At 72.5% G+C, this 14,571-nt stretch carries 12 protein-coding genes; 1 reads left to right on the top strand and 11 read right to left on the bottom strand.

Features of this window, described 5'->3' with window-relative positions:
• Positions 1–98 precede the first annotated feature (98 nt).
• The 11 genes from IF67_RS0124995 to IF67_RS0124945 all read right to left on the bottom strand — a co-directional run bounded on the left by IF67_RS0124995 (position 99) and on the right by IF67_RS0124945 (position 12,081).
• On the bottom strand, positions 99–872 hold the full coding sequence (locus tag IF67_RS0124995; RefSeq protein WP_030989246.1) for an alpha/beta hydrolase: 774 nt from the start codon (positions 870–872) through the stop codon (positions 99–101).
• A complete protein-coding gene (kynU, locus tag IF67_RS0124990) occupies positions 869–2,215 on the bottom strand; it encodes a kynureninase (protein WP_030989245.1) in 1,347 nt (448 codons plus the stop codon). The genes IF67_RS0124995 and kynU overlap by 4 nt, the downstream gene beginning before the upstream one ends.
• A complete protein-coding gene (locus tag IF67_RS0124985; protein ID WP_030989243.1) occupies positions 2,208–3,116 on the bottom strand; it encodes a tryptophan 2,3-dioxygenase family protein in 909 nt (302 codons plus the stop codon). Before IF67_RS0124985 ends, kynU begins: the two co-directional genes overlap by 8 nt.
• Positions 3,117–3,347: 231 nt before the next feature.
• On the bottom strand, positions 3,348–3,761 hold the full coding sequence (locus IF67_RS0124980) for a DUF3151 domain-containing protein (RefSeq protein ID WP_030989242.1): 414 nt from the start codon (positions 3,759–3,761) through the stop codon (positions 3,348–3,350).
• Positions 3,762–3,932: 171 nt separating this feature from the next.
• A complete protein-coding gene (locus IF67_RS0124975; RefSeq protein WP_037839813.1) occupies positions 3,933–5,498 on the bottom strand; it encodes an MFS transporter in 1,566 nt (521 codons plus the stop codon).
• 204 nt (positions 5,499–5,702) lie between these two features.
• Positions 5,703–6,725 (bottom strand): class II fructose-bisphosphate aldolase, encoded by a 1,023-nt coding sequence (gene fbaA, locus IF67_RS0124970; RefSeq protein ID WP_030989237.1) that lies wholly within the window; start codon positions 6,723–6,725, stop codon positions 5,703–5,705.
• 238 nt (positions 6,726–6,963) lie between these two features.
• Positions 6,964–7,506 (bottom strand): orotate phosphoribosyltransferase, encoded by a 543-nt coding sequence (gene pyrE / locus IF67_RS0124965; protein ID WP_030989231.1) that lies wholly within the window; start codon positions 7,504–7,506, stop codon positions 6,964–6,966.
• A 10-nt stretch (positions 7,507–7,516) separates the two neighbouring features.
• The gene (locus tag IF67_RS0124960) at positions 7,517–8,380 is read right to left on the bottom strand and encodes an aldose epimerase (protein ID WP_030989229.1); all 864 of its coding nucleotides are present in this window, start codon (positions 8,378–8,380) and stop codon (positions 7,517–7,519) included.
• 99 nt (positions 8,381–8,479) lie between these two features.
• The gene (locus tag IF67_RS0124955) at positions 8,480–9,415 is read right to left on the bottom strand and encodes an SRPBCC domain-containing protein (RefSeq protein ID WP_030989227.1); all 936 of its coding nucleotides are present in this window, start codon (positions 9,413–9,415) and stop codon (positions 8,480–8,482) included.
• Between the two features lie 157 nt (positions 9,416–9,572).
• The gene (locus IF67_RS0124950) at positions 9,573–11,294 is read right to left on the bottom strand and encodes a polyamine aminopropyltransferase (RefSeq protein WP_030989225.1); all 1,722 of its coding nucleotides are present in this window, start codon (positions 11,292–11,294) and stop codon (positions 9,573–9,575) included.
• Between the two features lie 265 nt (positions 11,295–11,559).
• Positions 11,560–12,081 carry a DUF2617 family protein gene (locus tag IF67_RS0124945; protein ID WP_030989215.1) on the bottom strand — a complete coding sequence of 174 codons (522 nt, stop codon included), beginning with the start codon at positions 12,079–12,081 and terminating at the stop codon, positions 11,560–11,562.
• 839 nt (positions 12,082–12,920) lie between these two features.
• Here IF67_RS0124945 and IF67_RS0124940 point away from each other — a divergent pair.
• A complete protein-coding gene (locus IF67_RS0124940; protein ID WP_037839822.1) occupies positions 12,921–14,102 on the top strand; it encodes a pyridoxal phosphate-dependent aminotransferase in 1,182 nt (393 codons plus the stop codon).
• Positions 14,103–14,571 lie beyond the last annotated feature (469 nt).

Below are 14,571 nucleotides of genomic sequence, written 5' to 3'. Positions count from 1 at the left end.
CTGCGTCTGGGTCGTGTCGTTCACGCTGACAACGGTAAGCAACGACAGACCCCTGGGCGTCCCCACCAGTGGGGATCTACCGGAGTCCGCCTCAAGTACTACGTGGTGTGCAGGAATGCGATGAGTGTGTGACAGCTGGGGCTGCCGGGGGTGACGGGGGCGTAGTGGCCGACGCCGGGCAGCTCGCGCAGGTCCGTGGTGGCCGGGCTGCGGGCGGCGTAGCGGCGGGAGAGGTCGAGCGGGACGTCCGGGTCGTCGGTGCCGTGCAGGATCGTGACCGGGACGCCGGCGGGCGGACGGCACGCCGGGTCGGCCGCGGCAATACGGTCCGCGAGGCCGGGCCCGGGCCCGATCAGCCCGGCCACCGCGCCGTCGCTCAGGCCCAGCGCATGGGCGCGCGCGAGGTCCGCGACCGGTGAGACGGCGAGGACGCGGGATACGGGCGTGCCGGGGCGGGCGGCGGCGAGCAGCGCGAGATGGCCGCCCGCGGAGTGGCCGACCAGGACCACTTCCCCGCCCCCGGGAACCTCGCGCACCGCGGCCGCGAGGCCCGCCGTGACGTCCTCGAACGTCTGCGGCGCCCCGCCGCCCGCACCGACCCTGCGGTATTCGGCGAGCGCGACCGGCAGCCCCCGGCGGGCCAGGTCGGCGGCGAGCGGCGACAGATGGCGGCGGTCGTAGGCCGCGCGCCAGAAGCCGCCGTGCAGGAGGACGACCAGTGGGCCGCCCGACGCCTCCGCCCGCGCGCCGTCGGCCGCCCGCGGCACGTACAGGTCGACGATCTGGTCCGGATGCGGCCCGTAGGCCACCGTCCGGTCCGGCGCCACTGGGGCGAGCCCCAGCAGCGCCGACTCCTCGTCCACCACGCTCACCCGGCGGTCCCGGCCGCCCCGGGCTCGACGTCGGGCAGCGCCCCCAGCACCTCGCCGAGCACCCACGCCGCCCGCTCCGCGTCCGCGAAGGAGGTGTAGAGCGGGGTGAACCCGAAGCGCAGTACGTCGGGTCGGCGGAAGTCGCCGACCACCCCCCGGCGGATCAGCTCGTCCATCACCTCTGCGGCCGTGGAGGTACCTCCCTGCTCGACCGGAGTGGAGAGCTGGGCGGAGCACTCCAGCGACACCTGACTGCCGCGCCGCTGATGGTCGTGCGGGGTGACGGAGCGGACCCGGCCCGCCGGTACGTAGGCGTTCACGCACTCCAGGAAGAAGTCGGTCAGGGCGAGGCTCTTGGTGCGTACGGCCTCGATGGACACCCCGTCCCAGACCTCCAGCGCCGCCTCCAGCGCGAGCAGCGACAGGATGTCGGGGGTGCCGACCCGGCCGCGCGCAATGCCCTCGGCAGGGGTGTAGGAGGGGTCCATGGCGAACGGATCCGCGTGCGAGTTCCAGCCCGGCAGCGGCGATTCGAACCGCTCCTGAAGGCTTTCGCGGATGTAGAGGTAGGCAGGCGAACCCGGGCCGCCGTTGAGGTACTTGTACGTACAGCCAACGGCGAGGTCGACGTGGTGCGCATCGAGGCCGACCGGCAGCGCGCCGGCGCTGTGGCACAGGTCCCAGACGGCGAGCGCGCCCGCGGAGTGCAGCGCGTGGGTGATGCCAGGCAGGTCGTTGAGCCGGCCCGTGCGGTAGTCGACGTGGTTGACCAGCGCCAGCGCGGTCCGTTCGGTGACCTCGTCGGCGATCCGCGCGGGCTCGACCGGACGCACCGCGAGGCCGGTCATCCGGGCCGCGGACCGGGCTATATAGCCGTCGGTCGGGAAGGTCGTGGCGTCGACGAGGATCTCCGTACAGCCCTTGCCGGCCATCCGGACGCCGCCGACCAGGGCCTTGAAGAGGTTGACGCTGGTCGAGTCGCCGACCACCACCCGGCCCGGCCCGGCCCCGATCAGCGGCGCGATCTTGTCGCCGATCCGCTCGGGAGCGGTCCACCAGCCGGATTCGGTCCAGGACCGGATACGCAGCTCGCCCCACTCGCGGGCGATGACATCGGCGATGCGGCCGGACACCGTGCGGGGCAGTGCGCCGAGGGAGTTGCCGTCGAGATAGACACCGGCATCGCCGGAGGCATGGTCGGGCGCGGCATCGAGGACGAAGCGGTCGCGGATCGCGGCGAGCGGGTCGGCGGCGTCCCGCTCCGCGGCGCGCGCGGTCAGTTCACGGGACCGCGCGGGCTCGTGGCGGCCGGCGACGTCGGGGAAATCCGGGGTCTCAGACATGGCTGCGCGCCGTCCACAGCTCGGGGAAGACGTTCTTGCGGGCCCGCTTCTCCAGCCAGGCCACCCCCGCGGAGCCACCGGTGCCCATCTTCGCTCCCATCGCCCGCCGGGTCGCCACCAGGTGGTCGTTGCGCCAGCGCCAGACCAGCTCGGCGACATCGGTCAGCGCCTCGCCCAGCCCGACGAGTTCGCACTCCTGCGAGCCCGCATAGATGCCAGCCCAGACCGCCTCGACGGCCGGGTCCGCTTCGTAGCGCAGCGCAGGATCCCGCTGGAGCACGGCCTCCGGGACGGCATGGCCACGGCGCGCGAGCAGCCGCAGCACCTCGTCCCACAGGCTCGGCTCCTGGAGGGCCTTCTCCAGCTCGGCGTGCTCCCGCGACGCGCCGCGGTGCGGCACCAGCATCGAAGCGGACTTCTCGCCGAGCAGGAACTCCATCCGCCGGTACATGGCGGACTGGAAGCCGGAGCCCTCGCCGAGCGCGCTGCGGTAGGCGTTGAACTGGGCCGGGGTCAGCCGGGCGAGCGGCTTCCAGGCGGCGTTCAGCGCCTCCAGCTCGTAGGTGGAGCGGCGCAGCGCCTCCCTCGCCACCGTCAGGTCGTCGCGGCGCAGCGCCTCGGCGGCGGTGCTCCACTCATGGACGATGACCGTGAACCACAGCTCCATGACCTGGGTGGTGACCAGGAAGACCATCTCGCCGGGGTCGTCGGAGAGCGGGTGCTGGAGGTGGGTGAGGACACCCGCCTGGACATAGTCCTCGTACGGGGTCGTGCTGCTGCTGCCGATGCTGAGATCCGGGGCGAACGGCGGGTCGGGCTCGACGGCGTCGGCCGGTACCGAACCCGCTGCGGGTGCGGTGGACGCGCTCTCCACGGGGTCGATGGGAGACGGCTGCGACATGAGGGACTCCTCAAGTGCGAACTACCGGGTAGCGGTCCGCCCCTTCCTCGTCGGCTCGGGAGCCCCGGTCCCCTCGGGCGCGGGATGACCCGGCCCACTGGAAATCATCCGTGCTGGACTGCGACCGCGCAAGGGCCGACCGCGATCACGCGGCCGGCCCGTTGATCATGCCCGGCGCTCCCCGGCGGGAGAGCTGACGGCTCCCCGGCGGGAGAACCGGCGGCGGATCTCTCAGGTGAGAGTGTCGGCCGCGGTCGGCGAGGAGTCCCGCAGGAAGGTCGAGCAGCGCTCGTACTCGTCCTGCTCGCCGATCGTCTGGGCGGCGCGGGCGAGGGCGTGCAGCGCCCGCAGGAAGCCGCGGTTGGGCTCGTGCTCGAACGGCACCGGGCCGTGGCCCTTCCAGCCGGCCCGGCGCAGCGAGTCCAGGCCGCGGTGGTAGCCGGTGCGGGCGTAGGCGTACGACTCGATGACGCGGCCCTGCTCGAACGCGTCGTCGGCGAGCTGCGCCCAGGCCAGGGAGGAGGTCGGGTACTTCGCGGCGACGTCGGAAGGTGCCGCGCCCCCGGCGAGCAGCTCGCGGGGCTCCGGGTCGTCGGGCAGATGGGTCGGGGGCGGTCCCCCGAGCAGATTCTCGTGAATGGCCATGGTCCCCAGTCTGCCTGGTCGTCGGGGCGGGGTGGGGAGCGGCCGGGATCATCCGCCCCGGGTGGTACGGCGGGCGGATGACGGATGACGTATGACGAATACGGGCCGGTGGCCGGTGGCCGGCGGCCATGGCGTGTTCTACAACCCCTCGGCCGGCCGCCACCGCGTGCTCTACGCCCCCTCGGCAGGCCGTCCCGGCCCCCCGGCGCCCGGCAGCCGCTCCGGCTCCCGGGTCTTCGTCTCGCCCGGATCCAGCGGTGGTGCGCTCACCCCGCAGTGGTAGGTCGTCTCCGCCCGGCACGGCTGCTCGGCACCCGGTTCGGCGCGCAGGACATTGCTGCGTACGGTCAGCAGGGCGATCAGCGCGCCGATCACCAGGATGCCCGCGCACAGCGGCATGGCCCGCCGGAAGGCCGCGCCGAATGCGTCGGCCGAGCGGTAGGCCTCCGGTCCGATGCCCGCCAGCAGCGGCAGTGCGGCCACCGCCACCAGGCTCGCGGCCCGCGCCGCCGCATTGTTGATACCGCTGGCCAGGCCCGCCCGGTCCACGTCCACCGACGCCAGCACGGTCGAGGTGAGCGGCGCGACCAGCGTCACCATCCCCGCGCCCAGCACCAGCAGCGCGGGCAGCACATCGGCGAAGTACGAGGCGCCCCGGCCCACCCGTGTCATCAGCAGCATCCCCACGGCACACAGCAGCGGCCCGACGGTGAGCGGGATCCGCGGCCCGATGCGCTGCCCCAGCTGTCCGGAGCGGGCGGACAGCAGCAGCATCAGCACGGTGGTGGGCAGCAGCGCGGTACCGGCCGCCAGCGCCGAGTACCCCACCACGACCTGGAGCTGGAGCACGGCCAGGAAGAAGAAGCCGCCGAACGCGGCGTAGACGCACACCGTCACCGCGTTGACGGCCGAGAACAGCCGGATGCCGAAGATGGCAGGCGGCAGCATCGGGTCCTTCCGCCGCCGCTCGACATGGACGAAGAGCACCCCGAGCAGCACTCCGGCCACCGCCGGAATGATCACGCCGGGCCCGGCGCCCCCGACCGGCGCGGCGATCAGCCCATAGGTCACCCCGGCCAGCGCCAGCGCCCCCAGCACCGCACCCTGCACATCGAAGCCGCGGCGCTCGCGCGCGTCCCGCTCCCGGGTCTCGGGGACATGCCGCAGCGCCACCGGCACACACACCGCCGCCAGCGGCACGTTCAGGAAGAACACCCACCGCCAGCCGGCGCCGTCCACCAGCCAGCCGCCGATGAACGGGCCGACCGCCGCGGCCACCCCGCCCAGCCCCGACCAGGAGCCGACCGCCCGCGCCCGGTCGACGGGGTGGAAGACGGCCTGGATCAGCGCCAGCGAGCCGGGGGTGAGCAGCGCCCCGCCGACGCCCTGGAGCGCGCGGGCCGCGATCAGCACCCCGGCGTTCGGCGCGAGCCCGCACAGCAGCGAGGCCGCGGCGAACCACACCACGCCGATCACGAAGACCCGCCGCCGGCCGAAGCGGTCGCCGAGGGCACCGCCCAGCAGGATCAGCGACGAGAGGGTGAGCATGTAGGCGGTGACGGTCCACTGGAGGACCGCCAGATCCGCGTCGAGGTCCTCGCCGATCCTGGGCAGTGCGACATTGACGACGGTGCTGTCGAGCATGGCCATGCCGGACCCCAGCACGGCCGTCGCCAGCACCCATCGGCCCTGTGCCGAGGCCAGCCGGACCGCGCCGGGCGCACTCGGTTCGCTCATACCGCGAGCATGCCCGTATCCGCGTCCGCTCGCCCGCCCTGCGCAGTACGGCAGGGACCGCGGCACGGCACGCAGCCGGGCGGGGCGCACAGCCGGGACACGAGCGGACTGCGCACGGCACACGGCACACAAAAGGCTCCGCATCCCGGCGGATGCGGAGCCCTTGTGCGCAGCGAGGCCGGCCGGTGAACGGCCGTCCCGCGCTTACTTGATCTTGGTGCCGGTGGAGCGCAGGTTGGCGCAGGCCTCGGTGACGCGCTTGGCCATGCCGGCCTCGGCCAGCTTGCCCCAGCTGCGCGGGTCGTAGTGCTTCTTGTTGCCGACCTCGCCGTCGACCTTCAGCACCGCGTCGTAGTTGCGGAACATGTGGTCCGCGACCGGGCGGGTGAAGGCGTACTGGGTGTCGGTGTCCAGGTTCATCTTGACCACGCCGTTCTCCAGCGCGGTGGCGATCTCCTCCGGGGTGGAGCCGGAGCCGCCGTGGAAGACGAAGTCGAACGGGGCGGTCTGGCCGTACTTGGCGCCGACGCCCTCCTGGAGGTCCTTCAGCAGCTCGGGGCGGAGCACGACATTGCCCGGCTTGTAGACGCCGTGGACATTGCCGAAGGAGGCGGCGAGCAGGTAGCGGCCCTTCTCGCCCAGGCCCAGCGCCTCGGCGGTGCGCAGCGCGTCGTCGACCGTGGTGTAGAGCTCGTCGTTGATCTCGTGGGTGACGCCGTCCTCCTCGCCACCGGTCGGGGTGATCTCGACCTCAAGGATGATCTTGGCGGCGGCGGCCTTGGCGAGCAGCTCCTGGCCGATGGCCAGGTTGTCGGCCAGGTTCTCGGCCGAGCCGTCCCACATGTGGGACTGGAACAGCGGGTTCTGGCCCTTGGCCACGCGCTCCGCGGAGATGTCCAGCAGCGGGCGTACATACCCGTCGAGCTTGTCCTTGGGGCAGTGGTCGGTGTGCAGCGCGACGGTGACGTCGTACTTCTCGGCCACGATGTGTGCGAACTCGGCGAGCGCGACCGCGCCGGTCACCATGTCCTTGTTGTACTGGCCGCCCAGGAACTCCGCACCACCGGTGGAGATCTGGATGATGCCGTCGCTCTCGGCCTCGGCGAACCCGCGCAGCGCGGCGTGCAGCGTCTGCGTCGACGTGACGTTGATGGCCGGGTAGGCGAACTTTCCTGCCTTCGCCCGGTCCAGCATCTCGTTGTAGACCTCGGGAGTTGCGATGGGCATCTGTCCGCTCCTTGTGTGTGCGGGTTGCGTTCTTGGCCCTGACCAGGGGGCGAGGACTTCGCCGAGGCACATCTTCCCAGACTCGGCGATTTGCTCCACATCCCGCGGCCGACTGTCCCGCAGTGTGGGCGGCCGGTTTCACGTGAAACCAGCCGCCCCTCGGCAAAGCAGCAGCTCAGCGCGGTTTTCCCGGTCCGAAGCGGCCCGTCGGGCGGACTCGGCTCAGGCCGGGGTGGACTCAGCTCAGGCCGAGGTCGCCGAGCTCGTAGCCGGTGATGTAGGGGAGCCCGGCCTCGGCAATGGCCGACGCGGCGCCCCGGTCGACGATCGTTGCCACCGCAACGACCTCGGCGCCCGCCTCACGCGCCGCCTCGACGGCGGTCAGCGGGGAGCCGCCGGTGGTGGAGGTGTCCTCGACGATCAGGACCCGGCGGCCCTTGATGTCCGGGCCCTCGATACGGCGCTGCATACCGTGGGCCTTCTGCGCCTTGCGGACGACGAACGCGTCCAGCCGGCCGCCGCGCGCGGCGGAGGCATGCAGCATCGACGTCGCGACCGGGTCGGCACCGAGCGTCAGACCGCCGACCGCCTCGTAATCCAGATCAGCGGTGATCTCCAGCATCAGCTGACCGACCAGCGGTGCGGCCTCGCCGTCCAGGGTGATCCGGCGCAGGTCGATGTAGTAGTCGGCCTCCTTGCCGGAGGAAAGCGTCACCTTGCCGTGCACCACGGCCTTGTCCTTGATCTGTTGCAGCAGCTCGCCGCGCACGTCGTCACTCATGCGCACGAGCTTAGGCGGTGTCCTGCGCGAGGCCCCGCCAGCTCCAGGTCGTGGAGATCTCCAGCGGCTCGATGGGCGTGACCAGGCGGGGCAGGGTGTTGAGGCCGTTGGGCGGTCCGGACTGCGGCTCCACGCAGACCGCGGCCTCCTGCTCGTCGTAGACCACCACCCACTCGGCGCGGCTGGCGACCTTCAGCTCCAGCCGGCCCGGCCAGGTGAGCGTGGCCTCGACCCCTTGCGGCATGCCGAAACAGTCGTCCCAGGGGCCCGGCTGCGGCACGGTCCGCCGGCCGGTCGGGAGATGGTCGTCCCCCCGCTCCTCCTGCCACTCGGGCGCGAAGTCGAGGCGTACGTCCTCGCCTCCCTCACCGAGGTTCCGCAGGAACCAGGGGTGCCACCCGGCCTGCGCGGGGAACGAGTCGCCGGTCGTCTCGACGCCCATGGTGAGGGTGAGCGAGCCACCGTCCGCGGCGAGCTCGACGAGCTGGGTCACCCGCCCCGGGTACGGCCAGGGCGCCGCCGGATCGGCGAGGTCGTAGGTGAAGACCGCCTCCGTGGCGCTCGAACGTGCCGTCCGCCAGCGGAGGTTGCGGCCGGTGCCGTGGATGGCGTGCGGCGCGGCGTTGAGCGGCATCCGATGCACTTCGCCGCCGTTGCGGAACTGCCCGTGCTCGATCCGTCCGCACCACGGAACCATCGGGAAACAGCCGTACTTGGCGCCCTGCCGCAGCAGCTCCGTACCGCCGACACGGAGACTGGCGATCCGGCAGCCGTTGTCCGGGTGGACGGTCAGTTCGGTGTCGCCCGCGGCCAGCCGTACGCCTTTCGGCGCCGGCGTGGGCGCTGCGCTCTGCGGGGTGTTGTCGGTACTCACGGGACCGACCCTACGGGCTGCGCCGGGCCCGGCGCGGAACGCCATGACCGTCCGCCGTCGCCCGCCACACCCGTCAACGCCGGGGCCGGCGGAGGCCGGTCAGCGGCGCCGGCGCAGCATCCTGCCGACGACCACGGCGGACGCCAGCACCACCGCGGCGGCGGGCGCCGCCCAGCGCAGGGTGGCGGAGGTGCCGTTCTGCTCGGGCGCGGGCACCGGTGCGTACCGCCCGCGCGGCGGGGCGTGGTCGACCTCCTCCGCGCTGCGCCCGATCATCGTCCGGCGGGCGTGCGCGGCCTCGGCGGGGGCGAGGTCGTCCGCATCGTGACCGTAGGCGTGCTCGGGGTGCGCATCGTGCGCGGCGTGGACCGCGTCCGCCGCGTCGAGGTCCTCGCCGGCATCGGCCGCGTCACCGGTGTCCGCCGCTCCGACGGGGTCCTCGTCACTGAGCGAAGCCGGCGACGGCGGCACCTCGGTGTCGCCCACCCCCGGGGCGGTCGCCTCGGCGGCGCCCCGGTCCGGACCGTCCTCGCCGGCCTGCCCTTCCACGGGCCGCTGCCGCAGGTCGGCCGCCAGGTTCTCCGCGAAGCGGTCCAGCAGCCGGCGGCCCGCGGTTTCGGCGGAGTGAGCGGTGGCCTCGGCGAGCCGGCCGTCGCCGTGGACCGTGCCCGAGCAGGTCAGCGTCGTACCGGGGCCGGGCTCGGCGGCCGGGGAGAGCCGTACGGCCAGGGTCAGCGCGACCGACCCGTCGCCCCGTGTCTCGGTGCCCTTCGCCTCCACGGTCACCGTGGCGGCCCCGCCGTCAGCGGCGTCGGCGTCGCCGGGTCTGTCGTCCGCGGCGCCGCCGACCGTCAGCGTGCCGCGATAGGTGATGGTGGAGCTTCCGATACGCAGCCGCAGCCGGCCCACCGGGGATCGCGGGGCCGCGTCGGCGTCGAGCTGGACTCCTGGGACACAGCGCGCCACCCGCTCCGGCTCACTGAGCGCCTGCCGCACGGTCCCGACGGGAAACGGAACGTACACCTCATGCTCCATGACATGGGAGCCTACCCAGCGCCCCCGCACCCCGTGCCTGCCCACACAGATATTTCTGCGCGGCCGCACCGGTCCCCGCACACCCTCCGCCCCGCCGCGCACCCCACTCGGCGTCCGCCCGACCGGACCCGGACCTGCCCGGGGCCGCCCCGTTCGCTCAGTCGAGATACCGCGGACGCATCAGCGTCGACGCCGGCAGGCCGGGCATCCGGTCCCGGGCCTCCCCGCGCCGGCCCGCCTGCAACTCCTCGCGGCTCAGGCCCGCCGGCGGCGGCGCATCGGGCGCCAGACCGAACCGCGGCGGATGCCGCGCGGCCAGCACAAACCCCCAGTACCGGTCCCGGCCCGCCGCCGGCCTGGCGGCGGCGGGCACCTCCGCGTCCACCGGCGGGGCGGCGTCCACCGTGCGGTCCGGGCCGCCCGAGAACCCCGCGGACCGGCCGGACAGGCGGTACGGCACGGTCGCCAGGCCCACCGACCGGAGGGTCGACTCCACCGTCCAGTACAGGCGTGCCCGCTCGACCGGCGGCCCGGCATGCACCACCAGCCGCCCGTCAGGGGCCAGCAGCCGCGCCGCGAGGCCGTAGAACTCCTGTGAGTAGAGCTTGGTGCACGCGGCGATCCCGGGGTCGGGGAGGTCGGAGACGATGACGTCGTACGGCGCCGGCCGCCGCCCGCGCAGGCCCTGCTGCCGCAGCCAGTCGAAGGCATCCGCCGTCACCACATGCACCCGCGGATCGCCGAGCGAGCGGTGGTTCAGACGGGAGAGACCGGGATCGGTGCGCGCCAGCCGCAGGACACCGGGGTCGAGTTCGACGACGGTCACCGAGCGGACCGAGCGGTGGTGGAGGATCTCGCGCACCGCGAGGCCGTCGCCGCCGCCGAGGACCAGCACCCGGCGATGCGGACCGCCCGCCATCGCCGGATGCACCAGCGCTTCGTGATAGCGGAACTCGTTCTCCGCGCTGACGCGGAGCCGGCCGTCCAGATACAGCGCCAGCGGTCCGCCGGAACCTTTCCTCCCGCGCCCCGCCCCGGCTCCGGCCCCCGTGCCGCCGGTCATCACCACCTCCTGGATGCCGGTCTGCACCGCGACCCGCGCCGAGGAGCCGTACACCGCCTGCCGGGCGGCCCGTTCGAACGGTGCGGCCAGCACCATCCCCGCGGCGAGCAGCGCGAGGACCAGGGCATTGGCGGCGAACAGTGCCCAGCGGGCGCGGCCGCTCAGATCGCGGCGGAAGAGCCACAGCACCAGCACGCCCCCGGCCACCGCGTTGACCCCGCCGGTGAGCAGCGCCCCGGTCAGCTGGCCGAAGCTCGGCAGCAGCAGAAAAGGAAAGGCCAGCCCACCGACGAGCGCGCCGACATAGTCCGCGGCGAAGAGGTCGGCGACCGCGCCGCCCGCGTCCTGCCGGCGCACCCGCTGGATCAGCGTCATCAGCAGCGGCACCTCGGCGCCGATCAGGATGCCGATGGCCAGGGAGAAGCCGACGAGCGCGGAGCGGGACTGGCCGAACCAGGCGAAGCAGGCGTAGAGCGCCATCGCGGAGCAGCCGCCGACCAGCGCCAGACCGGCCTCGATCGCACCGAAGCCGACCGCCGCCCGGCAGCGCAGCCGCTTGGCGAGCAGCGCCCCGACGCCCATCGCGAAGACCATGACGGACAGCACGACCGAGGCCTGGGTGACGGAGTCACCGACCAAGTACGTGGCCAGGGCGACCAGTTCGAGTTCGTAGACCAGTCCGCAGGCGGCGCAGACGAAGACGACGGCAAGGACGAGGAGCCGGCCCGGCCCGGCCGGCACGGGCAGCCGTGCCGGTGTCATGGCCTCCGGCACCCCGGGGGCGCCGGGGAGAACCGGCTCTGGCGGGTCGCTCATAACGTGAACGCTACGTGACGATTCCGTGGCTCTACGTCACCCACACGGGTGCAGTCTGCGGGCTACACGCACCAATTGGGGCGTTGCCGGTGCACGGGGCACAGCAGGCGCCTCCGCACCCGTCCGGACCGTCGGACCGCGCACACCACACCGTCCACGCCCCATCGGACATCCACGCCCCCGGCGCACGCCCTTCACGCCCCTCGCACTCCCCACGCCCCGCGCCCCTCCGGCCGACCGGACCGGCTACTTTCGCCCACCCCGGTTAGACCGCCGCGACCGCCGCCCGTACGCCCACGCGGGTGCGAGTGGCCACCAAGCGGCCCTCCTGCGGATACGCGTGCCAGGTCCGCCAGCGCACCTGCCCCTGCTGACACTGCGCCAGCATCGCGGTGAAGGCGTGCGGCGAGCCCGGGAACGTACCGGCGAGGCCGTGCGGATGCTCGGCCACCAGCGCGAGCAATTCCTGCGCGCGCCCCGCGAACGAGCCGCGCGACAGCGTCTCCACATGGGCGGCGAATTCGTATTCCCAGTCGCCGAGCCGTTTGGCCACACCCAGCGGCAGCGGTGTGCTGCTGCCCGGCATACAGGCGACCGTTTCGGAACAGGTACCGCGCTCCTCTTCGAGAAGCACCTGGTGAGAGGCGCCGAGCAGTCTCAACTGCACCTGAGCGCCATGGAGTTGAAGATCGAGTACGGCGAGGGCGGGCAGGGGTTCCCTGCCCAGCGCCCAGGCCAGGTCGGAGGCACGGGTATCGGTGTACGCCGTCTGCAAAGTGGTGAGCATGGGTCGGCTCCGCAAGCACGCAGTGGAATGGTGGGCCGGCCCGCCCGTTGAAGGCCAGGGACAGATGTCCGAATGCCTGCCGGCTCGTGCCCACGTGGGATAGGAGAACTGGGGGATTCTCCAGGGAGAGGGAATCATGAAAGCCCTGTCATCCACAGCGCTTTTACCCATCTTCGCCGGGTTTCCATCCGCTCGGGGGCCATGCAGTTCAGTTGTTCAACAACCAAGCGCCTGGCGGGTGTTGGCGATATCGCCAGCACCCGCCAGGCGCATATGCAGCAAGCAACAACCCTTTTATGCAAGTGGAGTTGGAGCGGCCGCCGACTCAGGAACCGCCGTCGGCTCAGGAACCACCGCCGCCGCCACCGCAGCCGCCGCCACCGCCACCGCAGGAACCGCCACCGCAGGAGGAGCCACCGCCGCAGCCGCCACCACCGCCATGGTGACCCCCGTGGTGCCCGCCCCCGTGATGCCCGCCCAAGCCGGAGCCCGCGTCACCGCCGGCCCACCAGCTGCCCCCGCTCGAACCGCCGGAACGCCGTCCGCCACGGCCTCCGCCGCCGCCACCGTTCCGCGAGGCCAAGGCCACCAGACCGATCACCCCTGCACAGATCACCAGGAAAATCACGATCCCCATCTGCCTCACACTCCTTCCGTTCCCCCGAAGCGAGGCACCCGCTCCAGTCCGGCGCCCGGTGCGCCGATTCCGGCGCCGTCCCGCGCCGTGGACCGTCCTCGTCGACGGCCCTCACTGTCCTTCGTGCGGGGCTGATGCCCTGGTCCCCGACGTCTCAAAGCACAGTTGAGGAACTCAAGAGGTTCGACGGAGGATGGCGCACATGGACCGACCGCTGCTGAACCGCCGCCTCGCCGAATTCGGCACCACGATCTTTGCCGAAATGTCGGCACTCGCCGTCCGGACCGGCGCCATCAACCTCGGCCAGGGCTTCCCCGACGCCGACGGCCCGGAAGAGGTCAGGGAGGCCGCGGTGCGTGCCCTGCGCGACGGCCGCGGCAATCAGTACCCACCCGGCCCCGGCATCCCCGAGCTGCGCACCGCCGTCGCCGCCCACCAGCAGCGCTTCTACGGCCACCGCGGCCTCTCCTACGACCCCGACACCGAGGTCCTGGTCACCGCGGGCGCCACCGAAGCCCTCGCGGCCTCTCTGCTGGCACTGCTGGAACCGGGCGACGAGGTCATCGCCCTGGAGCCCTACTACGACTCCTACGCCGCCGGTATCGCGCTGGCAGGCGGCCGCCGCGTCCCGGTGACCCTGCGCGCGGACCCGGAGTCCGGCACCTACCGCCTCGACCTGGACGAACTGCGCGACGCCATCACCGACAACACCCGCCTGATCCTGCTCAACACTCCGCACAACCCCACCGGCACCGTCCTGTCCCACCAGGAGCTCACCGAGATCGCCCGCCTCGCCTGCGAGCACAATCTCCTGGTCATCACCGACGAGGTCTACGAGCACCTCGTCTTCGAGGGCGAGCACCTCCCCCTCGCGTCGTTCCCCGGAATGCGCGAACGCACCGTCACCATCGGCTCGGCCGGCAAGACCTTCTCCTTCACCGGCTGGAAGGTCGGCTGGGTCACGGCCATCCCGGAACTGGTCACCGCCGTCCGCGCCGCCAAGCAATTCCTCACCTACGTCTCCGCCGGCCCCTTCCAGTACGCGGTCGCCGAGGCACTCGCCCTACCCGACAGCTACTTCAACGAACTGCGGAACGACCTCCGGTCCAAGCGCGACCTCTTGGCGACCGGCCTCGCCGACGCCGGCTTCACCGTCTTCCGCCCCTCCGGCACCTACTTCATCACCACCGACATCCGACCCCTCGGCTTCGACGACGGTTTCGCCTTCTGCCGCACCCTCCCCGAACGCGTAGGCGTCGTCGCCATCCCCAACGCCGTCTTCTACGACCACAAGGACCAAGGCGCCCCCTACGTCCGCTTCGCCTTCTGCAAACAGGAGAAAGTACTCCAGGAGGCCACTGCGCGCCTACGGCGCCTGCGATAACGAAATAGTGTTCCTGTCCTGACAGCCAGCCCGACCTGGCCCGGCAGCTCCAGGCCCTGCCCCGGAAGGACATCCCGGTCCTGCACCGCCAGGCCGGACGCGGACACGGCCGGGACGAGCCACGCCTGATCCAGGCCGCCACCGTCAAGGCCCCTGCTGTTCCCCCACGCTCGCCAGGTCTGCGGATCCCGTGCCGCCGCCGCAAGTTCGGCACGAGACGCAGGGGCACCGAGACCGTCTACGCCGTCACGGACCTGACGGCCGAGCAGGTCGGCGTCGAGGAACTCACCGCCTGGGCTCGCGTGCACTGGACGATCGGGAACACCGTCCACCGGACCAGGGACGCCCCTGGCCCCTGCTCCCACCCGGCCCGAGCCACCGAGCGAGGCCATCTCGGGCGGGCTGGAAAGCCATATGAATCACCATAAACACGGGCCGAAAAGCGGAGGTTGGCCGCGTGTATAGTTGC

The organism is Streptomyces sp. NRRL S-1813, assembly GCF_000719605.1.
GTDB lineage: Bacteria > Actinomycetota > Actinomycetes > Streptomycetales > Streptomycetaceae > Streptomyces > Streptomyces decoyicus.
This window is presented reverse-complemented; position numbering and strand designations above follow the sequence as displayed.